At 63.9% G+C, this 26,070-nt stretch carries 24 protein-coding genes; 9 read left to right on the forward strand and 15 right to left on the reverse strand.

Annotation, left to right across the window (positions count from 1 at the left end; translation table 11 throughout):
- Window positions 1-15: 15 nt before the first annotated feature.
- A complete protein-coding gene (locus DSAT_RS05095) occupies window positions 16-999 on the reverse strand; it encodes a TAXI family TRAP transporter solute-binding subunit (protein ID WP_020886522.1) in 984 nt (327 codons plus the stop codon).
- A 319-nt stretch (window positions 1,000-1,318) separates the two neighbouring features.
- Here DSAT_RS05095 and DSAT_RS05100 point away from each other — a divergent pair, with 319 nt between their 5' ends.
- Together DSAT_RS05100 and DSAT_RS05105 are read left to right on the forward strand one after the other, a co-directional pair.
- Window positions 1,319-2,272 (forward strand): CobD/CbiB family cobalamin biosynthesis protein, encoded by a 954-nt coding sequence (locus DSAT_RS05100; protein ID WP_020886523.1) that lies wholly within the window; start codon window positions 1,319-1,321, stop codon window positions 2,270-2,272.
- 475 nt (window positions 2,273-2,747) lie between these two features.
- On the forward strand, window positions 2,748-3,149 hold the full coding sequence (locus DSAT_RS05105; RefSeq protein WP_020886524.1) for a Ros/MucR family transcriptional regulator: 402 nt from the start codon (window positions 2,748-2,750) through the stop codon (window positions 3,147-3,149).
- A 199-nt stretch (window positions 3,150-3,348) separates the two neighbouring features.
- Here DSAT_RS05105 and proC read toward each other — a convergent pair whose 3' ends face one another.
- From proC to DSAT_RS05150, 9 genes are all read right to left on the reverse strand, one after another.
- Window positions 3,349-4,152: a pyrroline-5-carboxylate reductase gene (proC, locus tag DSAT_RS05110; RefSeq protein WP_020886525.1), complete on the reverse strand. Its 804-nt coding sequence runs from the start codon at window positions 4,150-4,152 to the stop codon at window positions 3,349-3,351.
- Between the two features lie 4 nt (window positions 4,153-4,156).
- Window positions 4,157-4,576, reverse strand: coding sequence for a nucleoside-diphosphate kinase (ndk, locus tag DSAT_RS05115; protein ID WP_020886526.1), 420 nt, complete (start codon window positions 4,574-4,576; stop codon window positions 4,157-4,159).
- Window positions 4,577-4,617: 41 nt separating this feature from the next.
- Window positions 4,618-5,412, reverse strand: a complete 795-nt coding sequence (locus tag DSAT_RS05120) for an ABC transporter ATP-binding protein (protein WP_020886527.1) — start codon at window positions 5,410-5,412, stop codon at window positions 4,618-4,620.
- On the reverse strand, window positions 5,400-6,302 hold the full coding sequence (locus tag DSAT_RS05125) for an ABC transporter permease (RefSeq protein WP_020886528.1): 903 nt from the start codon (window positions 6,300-6,302) through the stop codon (window positions 5,400-5,402). The genes DSAT_RS05120 and DSAT_RS05125 overlap by 13 nt, the downstream gene beginning before the upstream one ends.
- 58 nt (window positions 6,303-6,360) lie before the next feature.
- Window positions 6,361-7,317, reverse strand: coding sequence for an ABC transporter substrate-binding protein (locus tag DSAT_RS05130; RefSeq protein ID WP_020886529.1), 957 nt, complete (start codon window positions 7,315-7,317; stop codon window positions 6,361-6,363).
- Window positions 7,318-7,459: 142 nt separating this feature from the next.
- Entirely contained in the window at window positions 7,460-8,752 is a 1,293-nt protein-coding gene (locus tag DSAT_RS05135; RefSeq protein ID WP_020886530.1) for a divergent polysaccharide deacetylase family protein, read from the reverse strand.
- A 20-nt stretch (window positions 8,753-8,772) separates the two neighbouring features.
- On the reverse strand, window positions 8,773-10,059 hold the full coding sequence (locus DSAT_RS05140) for a S41 family peptidase (protein ID WP_020886531.1): 1,287 nt from the start codon (window positions 10,057-10,059) through the stop codon (window positions 8,773-8,775).
- Between the two features lie 29 nt (window positions 10,060-10,088).
- Window positions 10,089-11,204, reverse strand: a complete 1,116-nt coding sequence (locus tag DSAT_RS05145) for a murein hydrolase activator EnvC family protein (RefSeq protein WP_020886532.1) — start codon at window positions 11,202-11,204, stop codon at window positions 10,089-10,091.
- On the reverse strand, window positions 11,201-11,881 hold the full coding sequence (locus DSAT_RS05150; RefSeq protein ID WP_020886533.1) for an endonuclease III domain-containing protein: 681 nt from the start codon (window positions 11,879-11,881) through the stop codon (window positions 11,201-11,203). Before DSAT_RS05150 ends, DSAT_RS05145 begins: the two co-directional genes overlap by 4 nt.
- Before the next feature lie 141 nt (window positions 11,882-12,022).
- Here DSAT_RS05150 and DSAT_RS05155 point away from each other — a divergent pair, with 141 nt between their 5' ends.
- From DSAT_RS05155 to sbtM, 3 genes are all read left to right on the forward strand, one after another.
- Window positions 12,023-14,173, forward strand: a complete 2,151-nt coding sequence (locus DSAT_RS05155) for an STT3 domain-containing protein (protein ID WP_020886534.1) — start codon at window positions 12,023-12,025, stop codon at window positions 14,171-14,173.
- A gap of 557 nt (window positions 14,174-14,730) precedes the next feature.
- Window positions 14,731-15,006, forward strand: a complete 276-nt coding sequence (gene sbtA, locus DSAT_RS15615; RefSeq protein WP_167324220.1) for an SbtA family thio(seleno)oxazole RiPP natural product precursor — start codon at window positions 14,731-14,733, stop codon at window positions 15,004-15,006.
- A 143-nt stretch (window positions 15,007-15,149) separates the two neighbouring features.
- On the forward strand, window positions 15,150-16,589 hold the full coding sequence (gene sbtM / locus DSAT_RS05160; protein WP_020886537.1) for a thio(seleno)oxazole modification radical SAM maturase SbtM: 1,440 nt from the start codon (window positions 15,150-15,152) through the stop codon (window positions 16,587-16,589).
- 173 nt (window positions 16,590-16,762) lie between these two features.
- On the opposite strand, the gene DSAT_RS05165 is transcribed toward sbtM, so the two are convergent.
- From DSAT_RS05165 to dut, 3 genes are read right to left on the reverse strand one after another with little or no spacing between them, the layout of a single operon-like run.
- Window positions 16,763-17,623 (reverse strand): 50S ribosomal protein L11 methyltransferase, encoded by an 861-nt coding sequence (locus tag DSAT_RS05165; RefSeq protein ID WP_020886538.1) that lies wholly within the window; start codon window positions 17,621-17,623, stop codon window positions 16,763-16,765.
- A gap of 15 nt (window positions 17,624-17,638) precedes the next feature.
- A complete protein-coding gene (locus DSAT_RS05170) occupies window positions 17,639-18,841 on the reverse strand; it encodes an aspartate aminotransferase family protein (RefSeq protein ID WP_020886539.1) in 1,203 nt (400 codons plus the stop codon).
- An 18-nt stretch (window positions 18,842-18,859) separates the two neighbouring features.
- Window positions 18,860-19,330: a dUTP diphosphatase gene (gene dut, locus DSAT_RS05175; protein WP_020886540.1), complete on the reverse strand. Its 471-nt coding sequence runs from the start codon at window positions 19,328-19,330 to the stop codon at window positions 18,860-18,862.
- A gap of 185 nt (window positions 19,331-19,515) precedes the next feature.
- Between dut and glgP the strand changes: the two genes are divergently transcribed.
- Window positions 19,516-22,083 carry an alpha-glucan family phosphorylase gene (gene glgP, locus DSAT_RS05180; protein WP_020886541.1) on the forward strand — a complete coding sequence of 856 codons (2,568 nt, stop codon included), beginning with the start codon at window positions 19,516-19,518 and terminating at the stop codon, window positions 22,081-22,083.
- A gap of 275 nt (window positions 22,084-22,358) precedes the next feature.
- Entirely contained in the window at window positions 22,359-22,760 is a 402-nt protein-coding gene (locus DSAT_RS05185) for a PilZ domain-containing protein (protein WP_020886542.1), read from the forward strand.
- A gap of 24 nt (window positions 22,761-22,784) precedes the next feature.
- Here DSAT_RS05185 and cobI read toward each other — a convergent pair whose 3' ends face one another.
- Together cobI and DSAT_RS05195 are read right to left on the reverse strand one after the other, a co-directional pair.
- The gene (gene cobI, locus DSAT_RS05190; protein ID WP_020886543.1) at window positions 22,785-23,504 is read right to left on the reverse strand and encodes a precorrin-2 C(20)-methyltransferase; all 720 of its coding nucleotides are present in this window, start codon (window positions 23,502-23,504) and stop codon (window positions 22,785-22,787) included.
- Window positions 23,505-23,603: 99 nt separating this feature from the next.
- Window positions 23,604-24,398 carry a sirohydrochlorin cobaltochelatase gene (locus DSAT_RS05195; RefSeq protein ID WP_161656093.1) on the reverse strand — a complete coding sequence of 265 codons (795 nt, stop codon included), beginning with the start codon at window positions 24,396-24,398 and terminating at the stop codon, window positions 23,604-23,606.
- 175 nt (window positions 24,399-24,573) lie between these two features.
- Here DSAT_RS05195 and DSAT_RS05200 point away from each other — a divergent pair, with 175 nt between their 5' ends.
- Both DSAT_RS05200 and DSAT_RS05205 read left to right on the forward strand, forming a co-directional pair.
- The gene (locus DSAT_RS05200; RefSeq protein ID WP_020886545.1) at window positions 24,574-25,164 is read left to right on the forward strand and encodes a TrmH family RNA methyltransferase; all 591 of its coding nucleotides are present in this window, start codon (window positions 24,574-24,576) and stop codon (window positions 25,162-25,164) included.
- A 68-nt stretch (window positions 25,165-25,232) separates the two neighbouring features.
- On the forward strand, window positions 25,233-25,850 hold the full coding sequence (locus DSAT_RS05205; protein ID WP_020886546.1) for an L-threonylcarbamoyladenylate synthase: 618 nt from the start codon (window positions 25,233-25,235) through the stop codon (window positions 25,848-25,850).
- The last annotated feature ends 220 nt before the right edge of the window (window positions 25,851-26,070 follow it).

Raw genomic sequence — 26,070 nt, forward strand, 5'->3', positions numbered from 1 at the left:
TGGGGATCGCGAGCGCTAGGGCATGATCTCGGCCGGAATGTCCAGGCCCTGCTCCTTCCAGAACTTGACCGCTCCGGGGTGCAGGGGGATGGAGACGCCGAGGATGCCGTCCTTGACGGACATCTCGCGCGCGGTCTGGGTCGCGGCGACCATGTGCGCCAGCCCTTCGGGCGAGAAGATGGCCTTGAGCGACTGGTAGACGATCTCCTCGTCCACGTCTTTGTTGGCGCACCACAGGGTGGAGTCCTGGAAGGACTTCACGGGAGCGGCCTGACCCGAGTAGGTGCCGGCCGGGATATCCACGCCGGAGTAGAAGGGGTAGGCCTCGTAGAAGCCGGATTCCTCGGCCTCCACGGCGACATCGATGAGCTTGATGGAGTCGCGGGTGGCCGCTTCGATGATCGAGCTGTTGGGGTAGCCCACGAGCACCCAGAAGGCGTCGATCTTGCCGTCGCTGAACGCGGCCGCGGCGGCGGAGTAGCCCAGGAACTGCTTGTCGATCTTGTCCCACAGGCCGAGGTGGGCGAAGAAACGCTCGCAGGCCACGGCCGCGCCGGAGCCGGCGTTGCCCACGGCCACGCGCTTGCCGACCAAATCCTTGGCCGAGGTGATGCCGGAGTTGGCCTTGACCACGAGCTGCGCGGGCGCGCCGTAGAGGTAGGCCATGGCCCGGACGTTGGTGTACTTGTTGGCGTCCTGGGGCAATTCACCCTTGGCGCCGAGGAAAGCGTCGCCCGAGTAAACGATGCCGAAATCGACGTCCTTGCTGTTCAGGCGCTTGAGGTTCGCGCCCGATCCGCCCGAACCTTCGGAGGAGACTTCGACGTCGGGAACGTTTCTGCTGATGTAGATGGACATGGCGTTGGCGAAATAGTTGAATGTTCCGCCGACCGGGCCGCCGCCGTAGGCGAGGAACGTCTTTCGGGCTTCAGCCTGCGCGGGAGCGACGAGCATCAACGCGAGACAGGCGAGCAGGAAAAGTTTCCAGGTCTTGTTCATCCGATCCTCCTTGGCGAAAACGGTAAGGGTTCACTGCATCCATGCATGGGAAAACGTGTTTTGAGAAGCCTTTTTCATGATTCGGCCAAGCGCCTTGGTGCCCGTGCCGCACACATTGCCCCTGTGCGGACCGCACGTCATTCACTATGCTCTCGCGTGTTGTGGCCCTATGGAAATCGGGCGAACGGCAGCAGGAATTCGATGAACGGCGAAACGAGGCTCCGGCGACGTGCACCAGGGGGCTCTTGCCTGGAATTCACGACGTCGCTGGACAGACCGCAGCCCGAGTGGATAATCAGATACAAAAGGAGTGAAAAACATGGACATATTCGGTTTTCCCGGCTTCTGGCTTCCTTTTCTGGCCCTGGCTCTCGATCTGGCTGTGGGCGACCCCGCCCGCCTGACGCACCCCGTGCAACTGATCGGCCGTCTACTCGACGCGCAAGAAACTTTCATCAGACGTTTGCCCGAAGGCTGGCTCAGGGCCGCGGGAATCGTCGCAACTGCCCTCAATGCCGCCGCCGTGTTCCTTGTGGTCAAACTGCTCTGTGCGATTCCCTACGTCGGATTCGCCGTCGGACTGTATCTCGCCTATGCGGGATTGGCCGCGGGCCAACTCTTCCGGGAGGGCAGGGACGTGCGTCTGGCATTGGACGAAGGGCGGCTGGCCGATGCCCGCGCGAAGCTGGCCGGGCTCGTGACCCGCAACACCTCGGCCATGACCGAGCAGGAGGTGCGCGCCGCGCTGGCGGAGACCACTTCGGAGAATCTCAACGACGGTTTGGTCGCGCCGTTTCTTTTTCTGATCCTTGGCGGTCCCGCGCTGCTTTGGGCCTACAAGACAGTCTCCACCATGGACTCCATGTGGGGTTATCGCACGGAGCGCTACGAAAAACTCGGCTTCGGCTGCGCCAAGGCGGACGATATTCTGGCCTTCATTCCGGCCCGACTGACAGCCCTTGCGATCCTGGGCGCGGGGTGGTGCTTGGGCAGGCGGCCCGAGGACGCTTTTTCGAAGGTCAGAGCCGACGCTGCCGAGACGTCGAGCCCCAACGCGGGATGGCCCATGGCCGCCGCCGCCTGGGTCATGGACGCGGCGGTCGGCGGACCGGCGGTGTATTTCGGCGAGGCCACGCAAAAACCCGTGCTTGGCCCGCATGAAGGCCGTTGGGATGTCGAGAAGTCGCGTGAACTGTTCAAGGTGCTCGGCTTCGCGGGGGTCGGGTTGTGCCTGCTTCTGCTTTTGTATTTCGGCTTGCTCATGAGCATGTGATGTCTGTGCGCAGTACCGAGGACGGCGTATAGCAGAACTGCCGGATCATCATCCCCAATTGTTCGGGACAACGAACAGAGCGTCGTTTCTCACAGTCCGGAGGGGCGACCGGGTCGCCTTCCTGAACAACCGGTTCGTTGCCGTTTCGTTACCAGGGCGCATCGTTCTCGCACCTTTGTCGGGGCCTTTCCCAGTGGGGGAGAGGCCCCGATTTCATGAGGGCGTTGAGCGAAGCAGAGGTGGCATTCGACATGCTTTCGAAGTGCGTCATGGATGCTGTCGACAGTTTTGCAATAATTTCCTCTGTTGTTCATCGTTGAGATATTGCCATTTCGATTCCATTGTAATAGAGCCTTGAAAATTGTTGCATCAGATCACGGCGACATGAGCGTTCGAGCCGTTTTGCGGTCATGCAAGACGGACATGAGGAAAGTTATTTTTCGTCGTCACACGCACCAGCAAGGAGAGAGGAAGAATGGACGATTATCTGAAAGAGGCGCTGGAGATTCTGAAGGCGCAGGCCAGTGTCCGCACCATGTCCGAGGAAGAGATGCTGTCCATGGTCAAGTCCCTGTCGCAGGGAATCCAGAACATCGCGGGCACGGGCGGCGTTGTCGAGGAGGAGGCCGAGGTCGTTCTCGATCCCAAGAAGGCCATCAAGGAAAAGTCCATCCAGTGTCTGGAATGCGGCAAGGCGTTCAAGATCCTGACCAAGAAACATTTGGCCACGCACGGCCTGACTCCGGACGAATACCGCTCCAAGTGGGGCTACCCCAAGCGCTCCGCCCTCGTCTGCAAGTCCTTGCAGCGCGAGCGCCGCAAGAAGATGAAGGACATGAAGCTGTGGGAGAAGCGTACCGGCCGCAAGAAGGCCTAGCGTTTTTCTCTTGAGTTTCTTGATCAAAGCCCTCGCTTGCGAGGGCTTTTCTTTTGCCTGCCTGATGTTTCATCTGTCGAAACGAAAAGGCCCGAGACCGACGCAGTTTGGGGTGCGTCGGTCTCGGGTTTTTTCGATGGATGAGCGAAGCGCTCCAGACTGTCAGGCCGGAGCGAGGGGGACAAAGAGGCGCGCGGTTCTAGCTCGGCTTGCCGAGTTCGCGGCTGCGCTCGCAGGAGGCTCGCACGGCGTCGACGATGTGGCCGCGTACACCCATGCGGTCCATGTGGATCAGGGCTGCGATGGTCGTGCCGCCGGGGCTGGTGACCATCTCGCGCAGGACGCTCAGGTGGCGGCCGTCCTGTTCGGCCAGGGCGCACGAGCCTGAGAAGAGGGCCTTGACCATGGCCGTTGCGCCGTCGCGCGTGAGCCCAAGCGACACCCCCGCCTCGATGACGGCCTCCATGAAGGCGAAGACGTAGGCCGGTCCCGAGCCCACAACGGCGGTGAAGGCGTCCAGATCCTTTTCGGGAAGCACGTGGACCTCGCCCACCGCCTTGAAGATGTCCAGGACGACCGCGCGTCCGTCCTCGTCCAGATCGGCCGCGCCATCGAAACAGACCGCCGAGACGCCCTTGCCCACGAGCGCGGGCGTGTTGGGCATGACCCGGACCACGGGGCAGATGCCGCCGCTCCACTCGCGCAGGCGCTCGGAGGAGAGCCCGGCCGCGATGGACACGAGCCGCTTGTTTGGGCCGAGCACCGGGACGAGGCCGCGCACGAGGGCCTCCATGTGCTGCGGCTTCACGGCCAGGACAACGTAGTCGGCGGCTGCCGCGACGGCCTCCGGGGTGTCGGCCGCGGAGAGCCCGCAATCGCGGGCCAATTCCATGACTCGTTCGCGGTTCAGGTCCGTGCCCGTCAGGGAATGGCCCGCCCCGGCCAGTCCCTTGATGATCGCCGCGCCCATGTTGCCCGTGCCGATGAAGCCGATGCGCGCCATGTGGCTACCCCACGATTTCCAAGGCATTGAAGAAGTAGGCGATTTCGAAGGCGGCCGTCTCGGGCGCGTCGGAGCCGTGCACCGAGTTGGCCTCGATGTTCTGGGCGAAGCGCTTGCGGATGGTGCCATCTTCGGCCTTTTCGGGATTGGTCGCGCCCATCAGCGTGCGGTACTTGGCGATGGCGTCCTCGCCTTCGAGCACCGAAACCACGACCGGCCCGGACGACATGAAGGCGCACAGATCGTTGTAGAAGGGGCGTTCCTTGTGCACGGCATAAAAGCCGCCCGCCTGCTCGCACGACAGATGCAGGCGCTTCATGGCCACGACGCGCAGCCCCGCTTCCTGGATCATGGCCAGGATCGCGCCATCGAGATTGCGCGCGGTGGCGTCGGGCTTGATGATGGACAAGGTGCGCTGGATCATTTTCGGACCTCCGCTGGATAAGGGTGTAAGGGGTTGGAAAACTAGACGAGCAGCATCTTGTCCGATGAGAATGCCTCGCCTTTGATGGTGTAGAATCTGGCCAGCAGATCCTCGACGCGCAGCGATTCCTTCTCCTTGCCCCGGATGTCGAGGATGATCTCGCCGCGATGCAGCATGATCAGGCGGTTGCCGAGCTTTAAGGCCTGGTTCATGTTGTGGGTGACCATCATGGTCGTCAGCTGTTGCTCACGCACGATGCGCTCGGTGAGTTCGAGGATCTGGTTGGCCGTCTTGGGATCCAAGGCGGCGGTGTGCTCGTCGAGCAGGAGCAGGCGCGGCTCCACGAGGGTCGCCATGAGCATGGTCAGGGACTGCCGCTGCCCGCCGGAGAGCAGTCCCACCCGGTCGCCCAGGCGATCTTCGAGGCCAAGCCCGATCTGGGCGAGCTGGCTGCGGAAAAGTTCGCGATCCTTGGCCTTTACACCGGGTAAAAGTCCCCTCGGCTTGCCGCGCTTGAGCGCCAGGGCCAGATTCTGCTCGATGGTCATGGAGGCGCAGGTGCCAAGGAGCGGATCCTGGAAGACGCGGCCGATGAAGCGAGCGCGTTTGTGCTCGGGCCACGCGGTCACGTCCTCGCCATCCATGAGCATGCGGCCCGAATCGGGCAGGAAACCGCCCGCGATGGCCGTGAGCATGGTGGACTTGCCTGCGCCGTTGGAGCCGATGATGGTGATGAAGTCGCCTTTCTCCACGGTCAACCGGATGGAGTTCAGGGCCAGGACTTCGTTCACGCTGCCCCGGTGGAAGTATTTGGTGATAGCGTCTAGGACGAGCATCGCTTTCTCAGGGTCTGCTTGATTTGCGGCGCGATGAGGGCCAGGACGACCAGCACGGCGGTGATGAGCTTGAGGTCGCTCGGCTGGAACGAGAAGTCGCCGATCTTCAGCCCCAGGGCAACGGCGATGGCCAGTCGATAGAGCACCGAGCCGATGACAGCAGCGATCACGGCCCGAAGCACCGTGCGGCAGCCGAAGAGCGTCTCGCCGATGATCACCGAGGCCAAGCCGGCCACGATGGTGCCCACACCCATGTTCACGTCGGCCGAGCCTTGGTTTTGGGCTATGAGCCCGCCCGCCAGCGCCACAAGGGCGTTGGAAAGCCCCACGGTTCCGATGATGACGGTGTGGGTGTTGACGCCCTGGCTGCGGATCATTTGGGGGTTGTCGCCGGTGGCCAGCATGGTTTGGCCGATTTCGGTGCGCAGGAACCAGATGAGGAAGGCCACTGCCAGCATCGCCACGGCGGCGAAGAACAGAGTAGATGCGTGGTGATAGGCTATGCCCATGCTTATCAGCGGATCGAACACCGTGGGCTTGCCAAGCAGCGTCATGTTGGGCCTGCCCATGATGCGGATGATGATCGAGTACAGGGCGATCATGGTCAGGATGCTGGCCAGCAGGTGCAGGATCTTGAACTTGGTGTTCAGGACGCCCGTCGTCACCCCTGCCAAAAATCCCGCGCCCATGGCGAAGGAAAGGGAAAGATAGGGGTCGTGGCCATTGGTGATGGCCACGGAGGTTACGGCCGCGCCCAGCGGAAGGCTGCCGTCCACCGTGAGGTCGGGAAATTCGAGGACACGGAACGTCAGATAGACGCCCAGGGCCATCAGGCCATAGACAAAGCCCTGCTCCAGGGCGCCGAGAAACGCGTATTGGCTGAGGATCATCGCTCGTGGGAAAAGGGGGCGCGCGGTTTTCCGGCGCACCCCCGGTCCGGGTTCAAGGTTACTCGATAACGGAGTCGGCCCGGGCGACGAGGGCCTCGGGCAGGGTGACGCCGAATTTCTTGGCGGCGGAAAGGTTCACGTAGAGCATGAGGTCGGTCAGGCTCTCGACGGGCATGTCGGCGGGCTTGGCCCCCTGGGTCAGGATGCGCCAAGCCATCTCGCCGGTCTGCTTGCCCATGCGGTAGTAGTCCAGGGCGATGGCCGCGACCACTCCGCGCTGCACGGAATCGGTGTCCGCGGCGAAGAGCGGGATCTTGCTTTCCTCGCAGACTTTGACCACGGATTCGAGCGCCGAGATGACCGTATTGTCGGTGGGCACGGCGATGGCCTGCACGCGGCCTGCAAGGCTTTTGGCGGCCGCGTAGACGTCGGCCGAGGTCGAGACGGTGCGCGGCTCGACGACGATGCCGAGTTTGGCGCACTCTTCCTTGATCTGCTCGAAGGAGACCACGGAGTTGGCTTCGCCCGCGTTGTAGAGCACGCCGAGCGTTTTGATGTCCGGCACGATCTCCTTGATGAGCGCCATCTGACGGTCCACCGGACTCCTGTCGGTCATGCCGGAGATGTTCGCGCCAGGCTTGTTCATGTCCTTGACCAGGCCCGCGGCCACGGGATCGGTCACGGCGCTGAAGAGAATCGGTTTGTCGCGGATGCGCTGCGCCGCGGCCTGGGCGGTGGGGGTGGCGATGGCCAGGATCAGGTCGGGGTTGTCGCCGCGCATCTGGTTGGCGATCTGCACGGCCATGTCCATGGAGCCTTGGGCTACGTAGACGCGCAGGTCCACATCCAGGCCTTTTTCGGCCAAGGTGTCGCGGAAGCCCTCGCGCACGGCGTCAAGCGCCGGATGCTCAACGATCTGCGTGGAGCTGACGACGTATTTGGCGGCCATGAGGCCGTCGGCCTGCACGGAAATGAACATCAGACAGGCAAAGGCCAGGGCGAGAAGCTTTTTCATGAAAATGCCTCCACGAAGGGCCAAGGTTATGGGACGCGAATGTCCACCCGCGGCGTGCGGTCCGGGAAAATGAACGCGCCGTCGGAAAAGATCAACTTTTTTCCTTTTTCCCGTGAACAGTCAAGCCCAAAGGAAGCCGTGATCACGGGGTGCCCGCGCCCGTCGACGGCTTGGACGAGGCTGTTGCGCGGTCCTGGCGCAAGACCCGTCCCGCAAGCTGTGAGACAGGAACCATGGTCAGTCCTGGCGCGTGCTTAGTGGCGAAGCGTTCGAGCGCGGCGAGCGTGCCGGGATGGGGATGCCCAATGGCCACGGCCGCGCCGTTCTTGAGCGCTATGCGTTCGGCTTTGTGAAGCTGCATGAGCACAGCCTCTTCATCGGGAACGTTGTCCAGGAAGATGTGGCGGCCGAGGAAGACGACGTTGAATTCGGCTGCCGTCGCGTTGGCCGCGGAGATATTGCTCGTGCGGCTGTCCAGGAAGAAGAGCCCCTTTTGCGCGAGTTCAGCCATGACGGCGCGCATGGCCTTCGCATCGGCGGTGAAGGCGGAGCCCATGTGGTTGTTCATGCCCACAGCCTGGGGCAACCGAGCGATGCTGTCCCGGATGGCGACCCGGATTTCGTCCTCGCTCATGTTCGTGAGCAAGGCGCCGGGACCGGGATTGATGCGCGGATATCCCTTGGGTTCCATGGGCTGGTGGATGATCACATCGAGCCCGGCGGCCGTTGCCGTGCGGGCCACGGCTGCGGTGTGAGAGGCGTGGGGCCAGATGGCGAAGGTCACGGGGAAGGGCAGTCTGGTCAGCGCCTTGGCGAATGACCGGTTCTCGCCCAGGTCGTCGATGACGATGGCCAGCACGCCCTGGCCGGAAAGGCGGAGCGGCAGCGTCGGCGGGGGCGTCTCTGGCGGGGCGAGGCGCAGTTCGTGCGTTGGCCTGCCCATGAGGGAAAGGCGCAATATGCCGTCGTCGCCCGCCGCGACCACGGAGTTGGGGGCGTGCTCGGTGAGGTGGGTCTTGAGAAGGGCGGTGAACTCATCGACGGAAGAGCGGGTGCGCACGAGAATCGTCTGGCGCAGATAGTCCAGGTCGTCTTCGTGGATGTGCGTCACTTCTTGCAGTGAGAAACGCTCTGGATCCACGCCTGTGTCGCGCAATGTCAGGAGCAGGGAGTAGTCCACGCGCTTCAGCTCGTCCTCGAAGGCCACGCCGGAGTAGTCCTCGAAGACCAGCCCAACGTGCCCGACGACGGAGGATTCGGGCGCGGGGGCAGCGACCGGGCTCGGCTTGTTCCCGAAGGACGCGAGCCATGCGGCCGCCATGCCAAACACGAGGATAAAGACCGCGACCGCGAGCCAGGGCCAACGACGACGCGCGAAAGCGCGCAGACGCCTCCCAAAATCCGCTTCGCTCAAGGCCTGACGCCAGCGCTGCATGGGGCGTTCTGAAGCTCCCGCTACTTGAGCGCCCGAAGGCGCGGCAGCTGCCGCACCAGTTCGAGGGCCATGCGCAACTGGTTGTCGCGGGCCAGCATGGCCTTGGCCGAGCCGTTGCGCTCAATGGCCTCGGGGCTCGTGCCTTCGCTGTTGTTGTGAAGATGTCTTGAAAGGTCCTTTTCACGCAGCATGGTCCGGTCTTCCGTCTCGCGCGGGGCCTCGAAGGGCAGGACGATGTCGGGAGCGATGCCCTCGGCCTGGATGGAGCGCCCCGAGGGCGTGTAATACAGCGCCGTGGTCAGCTTGATGCCCGAACCGTCGGCCAGGGGGATCACGGTCTGCACCGAACCCTTGCCAAAGCTGCGGTCGCCGAGGATTACGGAACGCTTGTGGTCCTGCAACGCGCCTGCGACGATCTCCGAGGCCGAGGCCGAACCAGCGTTGATCAGGGTGACCATGGGCGCGCTTACTTCAAGGGGTTGCGCTGAGGCGGCGTAATCCTTGCGCGTGGCCTCGTCCTTGCCCTGGATGTAGACGATGAGCCCCTCGTCGAGGAAAGTATCGGTCACGGAGACGGCCTGATTCAGAAGACCGCCTGGGTTGTTGCGCAGATCGAGGATCACGCCTTTGGGATCGCCCTTGGCGCGCGAGAATTCTTTGATTTTGTCGTGCAGTTCGCGGGTGGTGTTCTCGTTGAAGCGGGTCAGGCGCAGGTAGAGGATGCCCTCGTCGAGTTCTTCGCTCTTGACGCTGATGATGGGGATGGTGTCGCGGACGATAGAGATTCGTTCGGGTTTCTGCGAATCGCTGTGCAGGATCGTCAGCACCACGGCCTCTCCCTTGAGGCCGCGGATCTTGCCCACGGCTTCGGTCAGGGTCATGTCCTGCGTGGGCTGGCCGTCGATCTCCAGTATGATGTCGCCGGGCTTGAGGCCCGCCTTGTGCGCGGGAGTGTCCTCGATGGGCGAGACGACCACGAGGCGGCCGTTGTCCAGCGTGATCTCGATGCCGATGCCACCGAATTCGCCCGAGGTGCTGACCTGCATGTCGCGGAATTCCTCGGGCGTCATGTAGGCCGAGTGGGGGTCGAGCTGCTGCAGGAGACCCTTGATGGCGTCGTCCATGAGCTCCTTGGTGCCCACGTCGCGCACGTAGTATTCCTCGACTAGGCCGAGCACCTGGCTGAAACGCTTGAGGGCCTCGTACCTGTCTTCCCTGACCTTGGACGTGTCGGCGCACAGCGCCCCGGCAAAGGCGGTCAGCAGAACGATCAGGGAAAGGGCGAAGAGCCAACGTTTGATACGCATGTGTCCTCCAAAAACAAAAAACGGGACCGTTACTTTCGGGCGCTCAACCACTCGAACGGGTTAACGGCTTTCTCCTGGCGGCGCAATTCAAAATAGAGACCATGCCCCTTGAGATCGGGGTAGGGACCGGCGACACCCAGGACTTCGTCCTTCTCGACGTCCTGTCCCATGCGCACGTTGCTGTGGGAAAGGTAGGCGTAGAGGCTGTAGAAGTTGTCGCCGTGGAAGAGGATAATCACCTTGCCGAAACCGCGCAAGACGTCGTCGTGGACCACCTTTCCCCAGGAGACGGCCTTGACTGGAGCGCCTTCGGCAAGCCTGATCCCGACGCCTCGGACAGGTGGGTTGGCGTTCAAGTTGTAGCGGATGGCCACGGCGCCGTCGGCGGGCCAGGGCAGGCGGCCCTTGTGGTCGGCTATCTTGCGGCTGGTCAACAGGCTCAGGCGGTACTTGAGGCTTTCCACGGTGGCCAGAATGCGCTTGAGTTCTTCTTCCTGGCTCAGCTTTTCCGCACGTATCTTTTGTATCTCGCGCGCAAGGGCGAGTTTTTCGTTCAGCAACTGGTCCTTTCTCGTGTTGACCAGCGCGAGCTTTTTTTCCGCCTCGGCCTTCACGCGGTCCTGCTCGGCCAGGTTCGTGGCCAGGGCGCTGGTTCGCTCGGCCAACTCGTCCATACGCTCGCTACCCGCGGCATAGAGTGCCGCGAGCCAGGTGAAGCGACGGTCGGCGTCCTCCCAGGAATCCAGGCCCTTGAGACGGTTGGTGGTGTTCTCCAGGTGTAGGGGCCAGATGGTCTCCATGATTCCGGCAAGCTCCCTTTGGAGTTCGGCGCGCCGTTTTTCGATGCGACCGTGCTCGGCCAGGATGTCCTGTTGCCGCTTTTCCACCGCCGTCAGTTCGCGCTCGGCCGCGGCCACTTCCGATTCCAACGAGTTGACGCGCTTCTCCGAGGCGGCCAACTGGCCATGCAGTTCGCGCTCCTGTTTCGTGAGCACGCCGATCTGGGATCGCTGGGCCTCGACCTTCTTGCTCTCCTGCTCGATGGAGCGTTTGAGGGACTCGGCGTCGTTCTTCTGGGCCAGGGCAGGAGCGGCAGCCATGAACGCCAGGACGAGAATCGCGAGGATGAGGGGCGTTCGACTCATGGCCGGGTCTCCAGAAACGTTCCCAGGGGACAGGTGTCGCACAGGGGCCGGGATTTCTTGCACAGGGCGTGCCCCACGCGGACGAGCAGGGCGTGGCATTCGTTGTATACGGCCGCATCTTCGGGCAGGGCGCGGCTGAATATGTCCTGCAACTCGTCGTAGCCCGCGTCCTCGGACGCCAGCCCGTGGCGGACCGCCACGCGGGCAGTGTAGGCGTCCACGACGAAGACGGGGCGATCAAGGGCGTAGAGCAGGATGCAGTCGGCGGTCTCGGGCCCCACGCCGCGCACGGCCAGAAGCTTTTCGCGCAGTTCCTGCGTATCCTGCCCGGAAAGATAGGACAGCGCCGGATCGTCCGCCAGGGACGGATCGCCCGCAGCCTCGCGGGCCAGGAAGTCGAGCAGGTTGCGCAATCGGGCGGCCTTGAGGCGGTAGTAGCCCGAAGGACGGATGAGTTCGGCCAGGTCCTCGATGGGCAGGGCGAGCATGGCCGACACGGAGAATGCGTCGGCGGCCTTGAGCGCGGCAAGGGCTTTTTCCACGTTGCGCCAGGCGGTGTTTTGCGTGAGCACCGCGCCCACGGCGACTTCGAAAGCGCTTTGCGCGGGCCACCAGCCGCTTGGGCCCAGGGCGTCGAGCAAGGTCTGGTAATAAAGGCGAATCGGATTGAGATTCATGGTTTCCTGCGGTACATGTCGCACGGCTATGCGCGGTGCCGGAATTCGACGGTCGCCGCGAAGAGGGTACGATCGATCGGCCTTCGCTGCAAGCGCAGCCAGCCTGTACCCCAATCCCCGCCAATGGAGAAGCCCTTGCCCATGCGCTCCGCTTCGCGCGCCTTCGCCCAGGCCGCATGCCTTTTCGCGGCCTTTGCCGCATGCGTGGGGCTTCGCCTGCTTGAGGCGCCGCGCTGGTTCGCCCCGGAACTTCTTCTCGACGGGCAGCCGCTGATGAGCACCCACGATGCATATGCCTGGCTCGCCGGAGCCATGGGCGTCAACTTGCGCGGACATGAGCCGCTGGCCGTCATCGTGGAACTCGTGAACGGTCTGACCGGCCTGAGTCCCGAAGCTATCGGCTTCTGGCTCCCGCCGCTGCTCGCTGCCTTGGCCGGACTCCCCTTCGTGCACCTGGCACACCGGCTGGGAATTCTCGCCTTTGGCTTTCCGGCCGCCGTGGTCGCGGGGTGCTCCCTTGGCTACGTCGTCCGCACGCGCGTCGGGAGCCTGGACACAGATCCCTTTGCGCTGTTTTTTCCGCTTTTCCTGGCAGTGGAATTGTTCATCACACTTTCCCCTTTGCTTCGTGAAGTTTGGCGCGGTCCGGCTGAAAAGCCAGATGTACGTGGAGCGCCCGATCGTGTCTCTGTCGGTGCCTGCTTCGGTTCATTCGGCCTGGGGCTTTGGTGCATGGCGGGCGTGTGGCTGTATGCGGGCATGCGGCCCGTAATTACCATACTGCTTTGCTTCGCCGCGCTGCTCGGGGCGGCTTTGGGCCGTCCTCAGGTGCGTCCGTGGTCGGTGGTCCTGCCGCTTCTTCCGCTGGCCATGCTCGCGCTTGGTGGCGGGGCAGGGGTCGTAGTCGGCCTGGGCTTTGCGCTGGCGGTGTGGCGCAGGCCGGAACTGGGATTCTCGCGGCGGGCCGGATGGACGATAGCCGCCGCTCTCGCGCTGATGGTGGTGGTGTTCGGGTTTGAGATCGTGCGCGACATCGTCGTTCGTCTTGACTACTGGCTGTTCCCGGCGGCGGACGTTGTCGTGAGCGCAACCAACGGACCGAACCTGCCCTCGGTGCTACAGAGCATCCGCGAAGCGCAGTCCATGCCTCTTGTCGACGTCGCGCGATATCTTTCGGTCCATCCCGTCCTGACCATTGCCCTCGTGCTCGGGTACGCTTGGCTGGCGTTCAGGCGTCCGGCGGCGCTCGTGTTCGTACCGCTGCTTGCCCTTGGTCTGTGCGCCTCGATCCTTGGCGCGCGTTTCGTCATGTTTGGCGCGGCCGCGATGGGAGCGGGCGTCCTGGGGCTCGGGCTTTTGGCCCGCCGCTTCGTCCCGCGCGCCTGGGGCCGCTTTCCCCTGGCCGTCGCCCTCGCGGGGGCGATCCTTGTGCCCGCGACCCTTTTCATGGACAGGCTCAGGCCCGACCCCGTGCTCTCACCGCGCCATGCCGCCGCGCTCGCGGAAATCTCCAGCGTCACGCCGTCTTCCTCGTGGCTGTGGTTGTGGTGGGATTACGGCTATGCGGCCGAATTCTACGCCGAGCGCTTTCCCATCGCCAACGGCGCGCGCCACGATGCAAAGTGGCTCTACCCCCTGGCCGCCGTGCACGCAGGCAAGCCTTTCGAGGCCGCGAACCTGATGCGCTTCTTCGCCTTCTCCATGCAGGCCCAGGAGCGCGCCCTTTCCGAGCGGCCCGAGATATCCGGCAATCCGTCCTTCATTCACGAACGCACCCCGCCCATGACCGCTCTGGCAGGGCTGGACGGCCTCTCGGCCCAAGCCGAAGCGCAGGCCGTGGCGGACGGCAGGAGAAAGCCGGAAGGCGGCTACCCGGACCAGTATTTCGTGGTCTCCTGGGATACGCTTCGGCTCGCGGGCTGGATCATCCGTTTCGGCACGCGCAATCTGGCCGACGGCACCTTCGCTACGGGCGACGTGTCGCGGATTGAGGGCGACATGCGCGTGGACACCGAGCAGGGACTCCTGCATTCGCCCCTCGCCGGAACGTTGCCGCTGGCCAGCCTGGACGTGCTCGACGAGGCCGGGAACAGCGGCTTTTCCTGGCAGCGCGGTTCGGGCATGCACGTGGTCATGAACAGGCAGACCCGCGAGGCTTTCATGATGGACGCAACGGCCTATGGAAGCGCTATGGTGCAACTGCTGGTCGGGGAGCCGAGCCGCTTCGCCCGGGACTTCGAACTGGTGATCGACGCCGCGCCCTGGGCCAGGGTTTACCGCCTGCTGCCTTAGCAGATCGCCCCCAAAACGCCGCATGTCGCGTCGCCGCGACGAATTCGAGCCTCCGCGCAGACAACCTCCCGTCGTGCTTGATTTTTTTCGCGCGGCCTTGCATCTGGCGCTTGTAGAACGGCCTGAGAAGCGGAGTTTATCGACTTCTTCCTGGCAGGCCAGCGACATTTGCTCCACTCCAATTTCAATCAAAGCAACAAGGCGAAACGAAAGGTGCGACGAAAGCAATTTTGTCGTAACGGCTTGCAGCATTTCTCTATTTCCATCTATCCATGCGATGGAACAATTGGTGCTGGCTCGTCGAGCATCTCTGAAGGCATATCTTGGATTCATTGTACCATTTTGTGAATTCGATGGTGAATATTCGTCATAATGTCGGTCGGATTGTCGGCAGCCTGCCGACTCTATCAATCAGTTGTCCAGTCCTTTGAATTTTTCGACTATCAGTAGATTCTATCCGAATTAATATTTGCCTCGAATTCTATCTATGCTACATGCCGCGTAAGAACCTGGGCCAGCCATGGGGGGCTGGCCCGTACGCACCAGGAGGTGTCCCGATGAATCCCAAGAATCTCAAGAAGTACCTTGCCTGCCTGACCCTGGCCGGCCTGGTTGCCACCAGCACCGGTGTGGCGCTCGGGACCAGCGGTTGAGGCGGCAGCCGTCCGGACGCCGGGAGCGCCCAACCCGCCATATCGCCCGAGGAACAGACACTCATGGAGCAGTTGAAGGCCAAGGAAAAGGCTGGCAACATCACGGAGGAAGAAAAGCAGCAGCTCGAGGAGTTGAAGAAGCGCATAAAGTCGAAAGACAAGCCGGCCCCCAGCGGCTGAGGCGGCGCACCCAAGAACTAGCGCGGTCCGCGCTAGGTCAATCAGGCCAGCCGTCCGGGTAGGGATACGGGACGGCTGGCCTCGGAAGCGCATCCCGCCGCCGTTCCGCCGGCGGCAGTCATCTTTCAAACCCGGCTGGCCATATGACCGTCATCCAAGCCCTGAACGCCCTGCGTGATGCCCTGGCCCGGACTGCGGCCCAGGGTGCCGATATGCCCGCCGATCCCGAAACGCCGCTCCTCAACCCGAGTCTGAGCCTGCACGAAGCCGCGTTCACGGGGCTGTCGGCACGGCTGGAGCACTCCCGCTCCCCGGAGCCCGAACCGGGACGCGAACTGCTGCTGGTCTGGTTCGATCCCGGCCAGGGGCGAAGCCTGGCCAAGGCTGCCACGGACGCCGACCTGCTGGCCCTGAAGATTGTGGCCGAGGGTACGGGCATGCGCCAGGCGGCCCGCGCCGCGGGCGTCAATCCGGCAGTCGTTCGTCTTGCCCTGCGGCAGGCCGCTCAGGCCGGCCTGATCCGCTTGCCTGCCTCCCGGCTGGTGCGCGAGAACGGTTTCTGCGATCATCCCGTGCCCGAGGACTTGGCCAGGGCTCAGGCCTTCACCTTGCAGTGGCACATCACCCAGGCCTGCGACCTGCATTGCCGACATTGCTACGACCGCTCCCCGCGCGCGGCCGTGAAACTCAAGCGCGGCCTGCGCGTGCTGGACCAGATGGCCGACTTCTGCGAGCAGCGCCACGTTCCGGGGCAGGTCAGTTTCAGCGGCGGAAACCCCTTCCTGCATCCCCACTTCGAGGATCTGTACGCTGCGGCCCTGGAGCGCGGACTGTCTCCGGCCATCCTGGGCAACCCGGTGTCCCGGGAGCGGCTTAGGGCCGTCTGTGACATGGCCCGGCCAGTGTTCTATCAGGTAAGCCTGGAAGGGCTCCAGGAGCATAACGACTACATCCGCGGCCCCGGACACTTCCGCCGGACCCTGGAATTCCTGGACCTGTTGAAGGAGGAAGGGGTCTCTTCCATGGTCATGTTGACCCTGACCCGGGCCAATCAGGAGCAGGTTCTGCCCCTGGCGGAAACCTTGCGCCTCCGGACGGACCTCTTCACCTTCAACCGCCTGTCGCTCTTCGGCGAGGGCGCGGCCCTGGCCTGCGCCGACACAGCCTCCTACGGCGGCTTTCTGGACGCCTGTGTCGCGGCTGCCCAGGACAACCCCGTCCTGGCCTTCAAGGACGGGCTGCTGAATCTGGCCCTGGAGCGCCGCGGGGAGCGGCTCTTTGCCGGTTGTGCGGGACACGGCTGCGGCGCGGCTTTCAGTTTCCTGGCCGTGTTGCCGGATGGCGAGGTGCATGCCTGCCGGAAACTGCCCTCGGCCCTGGGCAGCCTGGCTGAACACAGTCTGGCGGAGATCTACGATTCCCCGGCTGCCAGGGAATTCCGTCGAGGCGCGAGCGCCTGCCGCTCCTGCGTCCACAAACCCCGCTGCGGCGGCTGCCTGGCCGTGACCGCAGGCCTGGGCCTGAACCCCCTACAGGATCGCGACCCCTACTGCTTTCGCCAGAACCAGGGTCTATCGTCGTAATGGCAACAGTCTGCGGATCGTTGCACTTGACGACCGCCTGGAGAACACGGCGGGCGGCCGTTTCGCCATGGTTCGTTCCTTTCCGGTGATGACGGGAGCATTAAAAAAGCCCCGGAAGCGGTATCGCATCCGGGGCTTTTCGCAAAAAGCAAAATGGATTTGGCGGGTGCGGGTCAACTCTTGGCAGCGGTGTCGAAGACCAGGGCCGCCCACTCCCCCGAATGGCGGAAGACAGGGGCGGGAAGTCCTCGCCGCCCGTAGGCCGCGGCTACTCCGGGGGCCTGCTCGGTCAGCACGCCCGAGAGCACGAGCACTCCGTTCGGCGCAAGACGCGCCGCGATATCCGGGGCCAGGGCGATGAGCGGTCCGGAGAGGATGTTGGCCACCACCAGCCCGTAGCCGGGCTTTGGCCGCACGCTCTCCACGCCGCCCACGGCCAGGGCCACGCGGTCCGAAACGTTGTTCGCGGCCAAGTTTTCCGTGGCGCAGGCCACGGCCTGGGGATCGATGTCCACGCCAACGCCGGAGAGTCCGAGCAGCGCCAAGCCGATGGCCAGGATGCCCGAGCCCGTGCCGATGTCGAGAAACCGTGTGTCCGGGCCGATCCGGCCGCCTTGCGACAACTCGCCGATGGCTTCCAGGCAAAGCGCCGTGGTGGGGTGGTGGCCGGTGCCGAAGGCCATCTTGGGCTCGATGACGATGCTCTTGCGGCCAGGGCCGCCCGAGGCCGCGAGCCACGGAGGCAGCACCTCGAACGCCTCCCCGGCCATGACCGGGGTGAAGAATTCTCGCCAGGCAAGAGCCCAGTTCTGCTCGTCGATCTCGCTCACGCGCACGGCGCTGTCCGGGAACTCCCGGCTTAGCAAGGCCACAAGCTCGTCGGCCAGCGGGTGGTCGTCGATGTGGAAGGTGAACCAGGTGCGGCCGTCCACGGGCGAAAGGGACTCCTCCCAGCCCTGGGGTGCGCGGTTGGAGAGCAAGGTCACGGCGCGCTCGTAAGCGGATTCGGCCACGGAGAATTCTATGCGTTGCACTGTGGCTCCCGGCTGCTAGGCCGTTTCTTTCAGGGTTTCGTCCAGGGCCTGGGCGAAGAGGTCGATGTCCGCGCGTTCGATGGTCAACGGCGGCAGGAGCCTGAGCACCTTGTCCTGGGTCAGGTTGAGGACGAAGCCCTTGTCCAGGAGCTTTTCCCAGACCGCCTTGCCGGGCGCGGACAACTCGATGCCCAGGATCATGCCCCGGCCGCGCACGTCGGCGATCCTGCCGGGGTTCAGGGCAGCCAGTTCGCGGAAGCGGTCCTTGGCGTAGGTTCCCATCTCGCGGGCGCGCTCGGCCAGGTTGTCGCGCTGCATGATTTCGATGACCTTGTCGGCCACGCGCGAGAGGAGCGCGCCGCCGCCGAAGGTAGTGGCGTGCGAGCCGGGCGAGAAGGCGCGGGCTACCTCGTCCGTGGCCAGCATGGCGCCCATGGGCAGGCCGTTGGCCAGGGCCTTGGCCGAGGTGAAGATGTCGGGCGTCAGACCGAATTCCTGGAAGGCCCAGAAGCTGCCCGTGCGGCAAAGGCCGGTCTGAATCTCGTCGATCATGAAGAGGATGCCGCGCTCGCGGCACAGCTTTTGGACGCCGCGCAGGTATTCGGGCGGCAGGGGCCTTACGCCGCCCTCGCCCTGGATGACTTCGAGCAGCACGGCGGCGGTCATTTCGCTCACGACCCCTTCCAGAGCGTGCATGTCGTTCCAAGGGACGGTGACGAAGCCCTCGGGTAGCGGGTCGAAGCCTTCTTTGACCTTGTCCTGGCCCGTGGCCGTGAGGGTTGCCAGGGTGCGGCCGTGGAACGACCCGGCGAGGGTCACGACCTCGTAGGCTTTCGAGCCGCGCGTCAGACGGTGGTAGCGGCGGGCCAGCTTGATGGCCGCTTCGTTGGCCTCCGCGCCGGAGTTGCAGAAGAAGACCTTGTCGCAGTGGCAGGTCTCCAGGATGCGCTGGGCCAGGGCCACCTGCTCGCGTTGATAGAAGAGGTTCGAGACGTGGACGAGCTTGTCCGCCTGGTCGCGGATGACCTCGGTGATCTCGGGATGGCAGTGACCGAGGCTGGTCACGGCGATGCCCGAGAGCAGGTCCACGTATTCGCGCCCCGCGAAGTCGTAGAGCCGCGCGCCTCTGGCACGGGCGATGCCCAGGGGGTAACGGCCGTAGGTGTGGCAGATGGCCGAAAGCTCGCAGGTCGTGATTTCTTCGAAGGATGTTTTCATGGCCGTCACAGGAGCCTGTTAGAGGTTGCCGGTGTGCCCGAAGCCGCCCGCGCCCCGCGCGGTGTCGGAAAGCTCGGCCCGGATCGATATTTCTGGAGCCCGGAAGGGCATGAACACGAGTTGCGCGATGCGTTCGCCGCGCGTGACGGTCCTCGGCTCACACGAGGTGTTGAGCAGGCAGACCGTGATCTCGCCCCGGTAGTCGGGGTCGATGACGCCCACGCCCTGGGCCACGGTCAGGCCGTCTCGCGCGCCAAGCCCGCTGCGCGAGAAGACGAAGCCCGCGATGCCGGGTTCGCCGATCTCGATGGCCAGGCCCGCGCCGACCATGGCCCGCCGTCCGGGGTCGATGGTCAGGGAATCCTGGTCGAGGCAGGCGCGCAGGTCGATCCCGGCGCTGTGCTCAGTGGCGCGGCGCAAGGGGTGCTCCTCCCAGACAGGATGGAGGATCTTGAACTTCACGGGCAGAAGATCGTGCGTGGACGGCATGTGGGGCTCCGGATGCGTTCGTTGCGGGCCGCGAAAGTAGTCCGAAGCCTCGCAAAAGGCAACACGCCACGGGTCTTTCCCGAAGCATTGCTTTTTGGCCCCGCTTTGGGCACTGATGGGAATGGATCATGCCGTGCGGATCATGCGTCCGTCCGGCGAGAACGCGTCAACGTCAAGGAGAGTGCATGCGCCCAATCCGCAGCTTCAGCGTCATCCCGAGGCTTCCCCCCAAGCTCGAAGTGCTTTGGGATTTGGCCTACAACTACTGGTTCTGCTGGAACGACGGCGTAAGCGATCTGTTCGCTCAGATCGATCTGGACATCTGGCGCGAGTGCCACGGCAATCCCGTGGCTTTTCTGAACCAACTGCCGCAAAAAATCCTGGAGGAACTGGCCCGCGACGAATTCTTCGTCGAGCGCGTGCGCGACGCCAAGAAGAACCTGGACGACTATCTGGCTCGCACCGTTTCGCCCGTGCCTTTTCCCGGCCACGAGGGCCGTACACCGGCCGTGGCCTATTTCAGCGCTGAGTTCGGCATCGACGCCAGCCTGCCCGTCTATTCGGGTGGTCTGGGCATCCTCGCGGGCGACCATCTGAAGTCCGCCTCCGACCTGAACGTTCCGTTGGTGGCCATCGGCTTGGCTTATAAAAAGGGCTACTTCAGACAATACCTGACGCCCGACGGCTGGCAGCAGGAACGCTATCCGGACTCGGACTTCGAACAACTGCCCATGAGTTTGGTCAAGAACGACGATGGCGACCCGCTGACCATCTCCGTGGACATGGCCGGGCGCGAATGCCGCGCCCAGGTCTGGAAAGTGGCTGTGGGCCGCATTTCGCTTCTGCTGCTCGACGCCAACATCGCCGATAACGATCCCGATCTGCGCGAAGTCACCGCCCAACTTTACGGCGGAGATTGGGAGATGCGCATCCGCCAGGAAATACTGCTCGGCATCGGCGGCATCAGGGCGCTTTGGGCCATGGGGCTTGCGCCCACGGTCATCCACATGAACGAGGGGCATTCCGCCTTCGCCGGGCTTGAGCGCATCCGCGTCTTCATGTCCGAAAGCAAGCTCGCCTTCGAGGCGGCCGTGGAGCTGACCGCGTCCACCTCGGTCTTCACCACCCACACTCCGGTTCCGGCAGGCAACGACCGCTTCGATCCGGGGTTGATGCAGAAATATTTCGAGGGCTACGCAAAGAGCCTTGGACTGGCCTTCAAGGTCTTTTTGGCCCTTGGCCGCGAAGACCCGCGCAACGACGCCGAAACCTTCTGTATGACCGTGCTCGCGCTTCGGCTCTCGCGTTTCAACAACGGCGTCTCTGAGTTGCACGGCAAGGTTTCGCGCAACATGTGGAAGCGCGTCTGGCCGCAGTATCCCGTGGACGACGTTCCCATCAGCGCCATCACCAACGGCGTGCACCAGCCATCCTTCGTGGCCCCGGACATGGCCGCCCTCTATGATCGCTATCTGGGCATTAACTGGAAGGAAGACCCCGACTGCGCGCGGGTCTGGCGTCAGGCGCAGAACATCCCCGATTCGGAGTTGTGGCGTACCCACGAGCGGCTGCGTGAGCGGCTGGTCGATTACGCTCGCCACCGCGTGGCCGACACGCAACGCAAGCGCGGAGCGAGGCGGCGCGAAGTGGAGGAGTCACTCGAAATCCTCGACCCCCGCGCCCTGACCATCTGCTTCGCCCGTCGCTTCGCCACTTACAAGCGGGCCAACCTGCTGTTCATGGACGTGGAGCGCCTGAAGCGGCTGGTGGGCAACCCCGACAAGCCCGTGCAGTTCATCTTCGCGGGCAAGGCGCACCCCCAGGACAACGAAGGCAAGAAGCTCATCCAGCAGATTATCCAATTGTCGCGTACGCCCGAACTCAAGAACAAGATAGTCTTCCTCGAAGACTACGACATGAGCGTGGCTCGCTTCATGGTCCAGGGCGGCGACGTGTGGCTGAACAATCCGCGCGTGCCTCTCGAAGCCTGCGGCACCTCGGGCATGAAGGCCATGTCCAACGGCGTGCTCAACGTCAGCACCCTGGACGGCTGGTGGGCCGAGGCGTATCAGCCCGACAATTCCGTAGGCTACGGCATCGGCCAGGGCGAGATATACGACGATTGGGACTACCAGGATTTCGTGGAGAGTCAGACGCTGTACAACGTCTTGGAGAACGACGTCGTTCCCGACTTCTACGACCGGGGGCACGGCAACATGCCGCGCGGTTGGGTGCGGCGCATGAAAAACGCCCTGGTCCACCTCGGCGCGGCCTTCAGCGCGCACCGCATGGTCGAGGACTACGTGCGCAACGCCTACATCCCGGCCTTCAAGAACTACCGAGAACTGGCCGCCAGGGATTTCGCCAAGGCCAAGCAGATGGCGTCCTGGCGCATGGACGTCATGACCAAGTGGGGTGATATCCACATCCGCAACGTGCGGACCGAATCCCCGACGCAAGTCTTCGTCGGCGAACCGTTCCTCATCGAGGCCGAGGTCTGGCTGGCGGGACTCCCCGTGGACGACGTGCGCGTGGAGCTTTATGCCGGGCCCATCAATCAGGACGGCGACGTGGATCGGAGGCGGACCATCGCCATGTCTCCAGACGGCGAGACCGAGGACGGCTGGAAAATATTCAAGGGCGAGCTTTTGCCCCAGGAGGCGGGCCGTTTCGGCTTCACCATCCGCATCCTGCCGTTCCATCCGCTGCTGATCGACCCGCGTTCGCTTGGCCTGATACGCTGGGTGGGCTAGGCGATCGTGGAATAAGCGTCATTCGTTGCTTTGGCGCGAAGAATCACGTCCCGCGCGCAGGCTAGGCCTCGCGGGGACGTGATTCTTTTATGCCTTTGCGTTCGGCGCCGTTGTGCGGCAGCCAGGGAAAGGGCTTGTCGGCAGCCCCTGACAGTGCAGTCCTCGACCCGGTTCGCAGCGGGGTTGCGCTCGGACCGTAAGCTGGCGTACAGGACGGGCCAGGGGGAAATCGCGCCGTTTCGGCGTGTCCGCGAAGCCCGGATCATGGGTGTTCCATGTCGTTCCTGAAAAAGCTCCTGAACGTCGCTTCCGGCAAGAAGGAAGGTTCTGAACGCAGAACCGCCTTCAGGGTCGAAATCCCGCAATTGCGCGCCAAGCTTTCGGGCAAGCCCGTCAGCGTCAGCGTGCGCGACATCAGCGCCACGGGCATCTCGCTCAATTCCGTGGCCAAGGAATTCACGCCCGGCGGCGAGATGGCCGTGAACCTTTTTCTGGGGGCCCGGATGCTCGTCTCCGGTCTGGTCGTACGCATCGTGCGCGTGGGCGACGGCCACGTGGGCGGGCAGTTCGTGAAGCTTTCGCCCCAGCAATCGGACTTTCTGCACTCCCTGACCTTGGAAGAGCAGAAGCGGCTGGCCGAAAAGAAGAAAGAGGCTGAAAGCCGGGCCGCGAAGTAGTTCGGCTCTTGGCCTGCTCCCGGCTTATTTCGCGCGCGACTTGGGCAGGAGCATGAGCGAGAAGTAGGGCAGGGTCTCGGGGATCTGCGCGAGCCCCTGGTAGCGGGCCTCGCCGTCCATGCCCAGGCGTGAGACGATCACGGCGCGTTCGCCCAGTCCGAGTCCCTCCACGGCCTTCCGGATGGCGGGCAGATTGCGGTAGGCCTTGAGCACGACCGCGTTGTCCGCGAGCCCGAGCACCTGTGAAAGCCGCTTTTGTTCTGCTATTCCCGAAACGATCATCAGGCTCTCCTCACCCTCCACGAGAGGCGTCAGGGCGGCGGCGGCCGCCGCCTGGTAAGAGGTCACGCCCGGCACGGCTTCGATCTTCGCCGCTGGCGACAACTCCCGCACGATCCGCGAAAGATAGCCGAAGGTGCTGTAGGTCATGGGATCGCCCAGGGTGAGGAAGGCCGCGTCGTTCCCGGATTCGATCTCGGTCAGGACGCGCATCGCGGCCGTGCGCCAGGCATTTTGCAAAACCGCCTCGTCTCGGGTCATGGGGAATTCCAAACGCTCGATGAGAGCGTCTGGCCGGAGGTGTTCCCTGGCTATGGTCAGAGCGTGCGACTGGTCGTTCTTGGGCGATGCGGCCGTGAACACGACGCGCACGCTGCCCAGTAGGCGCGCAGCCTTGAGGGTCAAAAGCTCGGGATCGCCGGGGCCAACGCCTATGGCGAACAGGGTGCCGGAAGGCTTGGTCATGAAATCTCCTCGAAATACTGGGCGATGGAGTGGATAGCTGTCACGGAAAGGCGGCATTGAGGCGAGCCTTGGCGTATAGCCGCACACCGCCCCGCCCTGTCAAGGGGGCGCAAGTCGCGCTATGGCCGCTCGTAAGTGGTCGAGCCACAGGGCGCGCAGGGCCGGATGCTCCAGGGCCCCACGTGCCACGCAACGGGCGGGCAGGCCGTGGGCCGAAAGACCGCTCGTCCAAGAGCCGGGGGAATCGCCAGCGATGTCGCGGCGCACATGCATGCCCGGCGCGCTCAGAAGGGGGAGGAGCCATGCCCCGCGAGCTCCGCGCCGTCTGGCTTCGGCCGCTATTTCGGCGGGGCCTGGCCCGCCGCTCAAAAGCCCCAGGAAGACGAGCGGGTCCGCCGCGCGGGCTTGGGCGACGAGCGTTTCGTAAAGCATTGCGCCTTTGTGTCCGCTGCCATGACCTACGAGCACCAGGGCTTCGTCGGCCGCGCGTTCGGGCGGTATGATCGAGGGCAGCGCTCGGGCCGCGGCCCATGCGGAGGCGTCGTCGGCCAGCAAGGGTTGCCCCATGGCCAGTTCGTCGATCACCCCTTCGTTGCACAGCACGTGACAAGCGGCGAATGCATCCTCGTAATCCTGGCCGATGATGACGTGCAGCGATTGCACCGCGATGCGACGCGATCCCTGGCGGGCGAGTTCCCGGATGACCTGGGGGGGCGAGGGCATGTCCCGGCCAGAGCGCGAGAGCCGTTCGCGCACCATGCTTGAGGTGAAGGCCAGGGCCACGGGCAGGCCGGGGTACGCGACCCGCACGTCGTTTGCAAAGGCGGCGAAGCCTTCGTCCGAACCGGGCAGGACCGCGCCGTGCGCGGCGATGCAGATGGCGATGTCGTTCATGCGGGTGATCATTCGTACGTGGCCTTGGAGCAGAGGCCGTACGTGGGCGCGTAGCGGCTGTCAAGCTGGAGCAGACCACACGGGCCAATGGAAATAGCTGTCCGCCAAAGCGCGTCGCGTCTGACGCGCATGGGTCCCTTGCCAGCGTCCGGGTGGTCGCGTAAGAGGCCCGGCCATGCGTACTTGCATCTCCGACCGCCGCAAGGAGCGGATCAGGGAAGTTCTGGCCAAACGCCAAAAGGATCTGACCCTTGTCTTCGACAATGTATGGGACCCCCATAACGTCTCGGCCGTGCTACGCTCGTGCGATGCCTTCGGGGTGCCCGAAGTGCACCTGTACTATACCACGTCCGCCTTTCCCGATATCGGGCGCAAGTCTTCGGCTTCGGCCAGGAAATGGGTGCGCCGCACCCGCCACTCCGACGCAAGGGCCATGACGGCGCTGTTGCGCGAGAGAGGCATGCGTATTCTGGCCACGGGATTTTCGAAAACGGCCAAGCCCCTGACGGAGTGGGATCTGGCCGAACCCACGGCGATCGTCCTCTCCAACGAACACGGCGGGACCAGTTCCGAACTGCTGCCATTGTGCGACGGCATGATCTACATTCCCATGTCCGGCATGGTGCAGAGCTTCAACGTGTCCGTGGCCGGGGCGATCATCCTCTACGAGGCGTGGCGGCAACGCTTCGCCCAGGGGGCATACAATCGCCCGACCTTCTCCGACGAAGAGTTGGGGGCCCTGAACAGCGAGTGGTGCGGCAAGTGAGCGGCGAAAATAAGCACGACGAGGCGCGGCCGCGGACAGGTTCGGCCGCTTCGGGCGGGGGAGGGGGCATGCAAAGAGCCATCGAGGCAATCGCGGACGGCAAGTGCCTGATCTATCCCACGGAAACGCTCTACGCCATAGGTGGGGGGGCGTTTCACGCCGACGCCGCACAGGCTGTGGTGGACATCAAGGCCCGTCCCCAAACCAAACCTCTGCCCATCATCATCGGCAGCATGGAGCAACTCGGCATGATCACGGGCTGGTTCTCCAAGGCGTTCGTCAGGCTTGCGGACGTATTCTGGCCTGGGCCGCTGTCCGTGCTCGTGCCCACCGGTCGCAGACTGCCACGCCTCTTGCGAGACGAAAGCGGCTTCACTTCGGTACGCCTCAGCGCGCATCCGCTGGCTCGGGAATTGTGTCTGCGCTCGGGTATGCCGCTCATCGCCACTTCGGCCAACATCAGCGGCCAAAGCGCCCCGGCCACGCCGGATCAGATCGACCCGCGCCTGGCCCAAAAGGTGGCGGCCGTGGTCGCAGACAAACCCTGGCCAGCGGGCGGCCTGCCCTCCACGGTGGTCAAATGTCTGGGAACGAGGGAAGTGGCCGTCATTCGCGAGGGCGCGGTCTCGATCGCCATGCTTCGCGACGCGGGTTTTGTGGTGGCGCCGCTTCCGGACGACGGTTAAAAAAATTGAACTCGAGAACCCCGAAAATGCCGTGTGCGCGGGGGGAGGGTTAAAATTTTCGTACCGCAGGCGCGTTCCCCGAATACGAGGTTCATTGCCTAAGATCGTGAAAAAATGCGATATTTTTAATATGCGTGGGTTTGGCACGAAGCCTGCTAGAGTCTGGTCACCTTCCTTCTTTTGCCGAAGCCGACTTCTCGGGGTGGTCCCGACAAGTCGG

Origin of the sequence: Alkalidesulfovibrio alkalitolerans DSM 16529 (genome assembly GCF_000422245.1) — a bacterium.
Classification (GTDB): domain Bacteria; phylum Desulfobacterota; class Desulfovibrionia; order Desulfovibrionales; family Desulfovibrionaceae; genus Alkalidesulfovibrio; species Alkalidesulfovibrio alkalitolerans.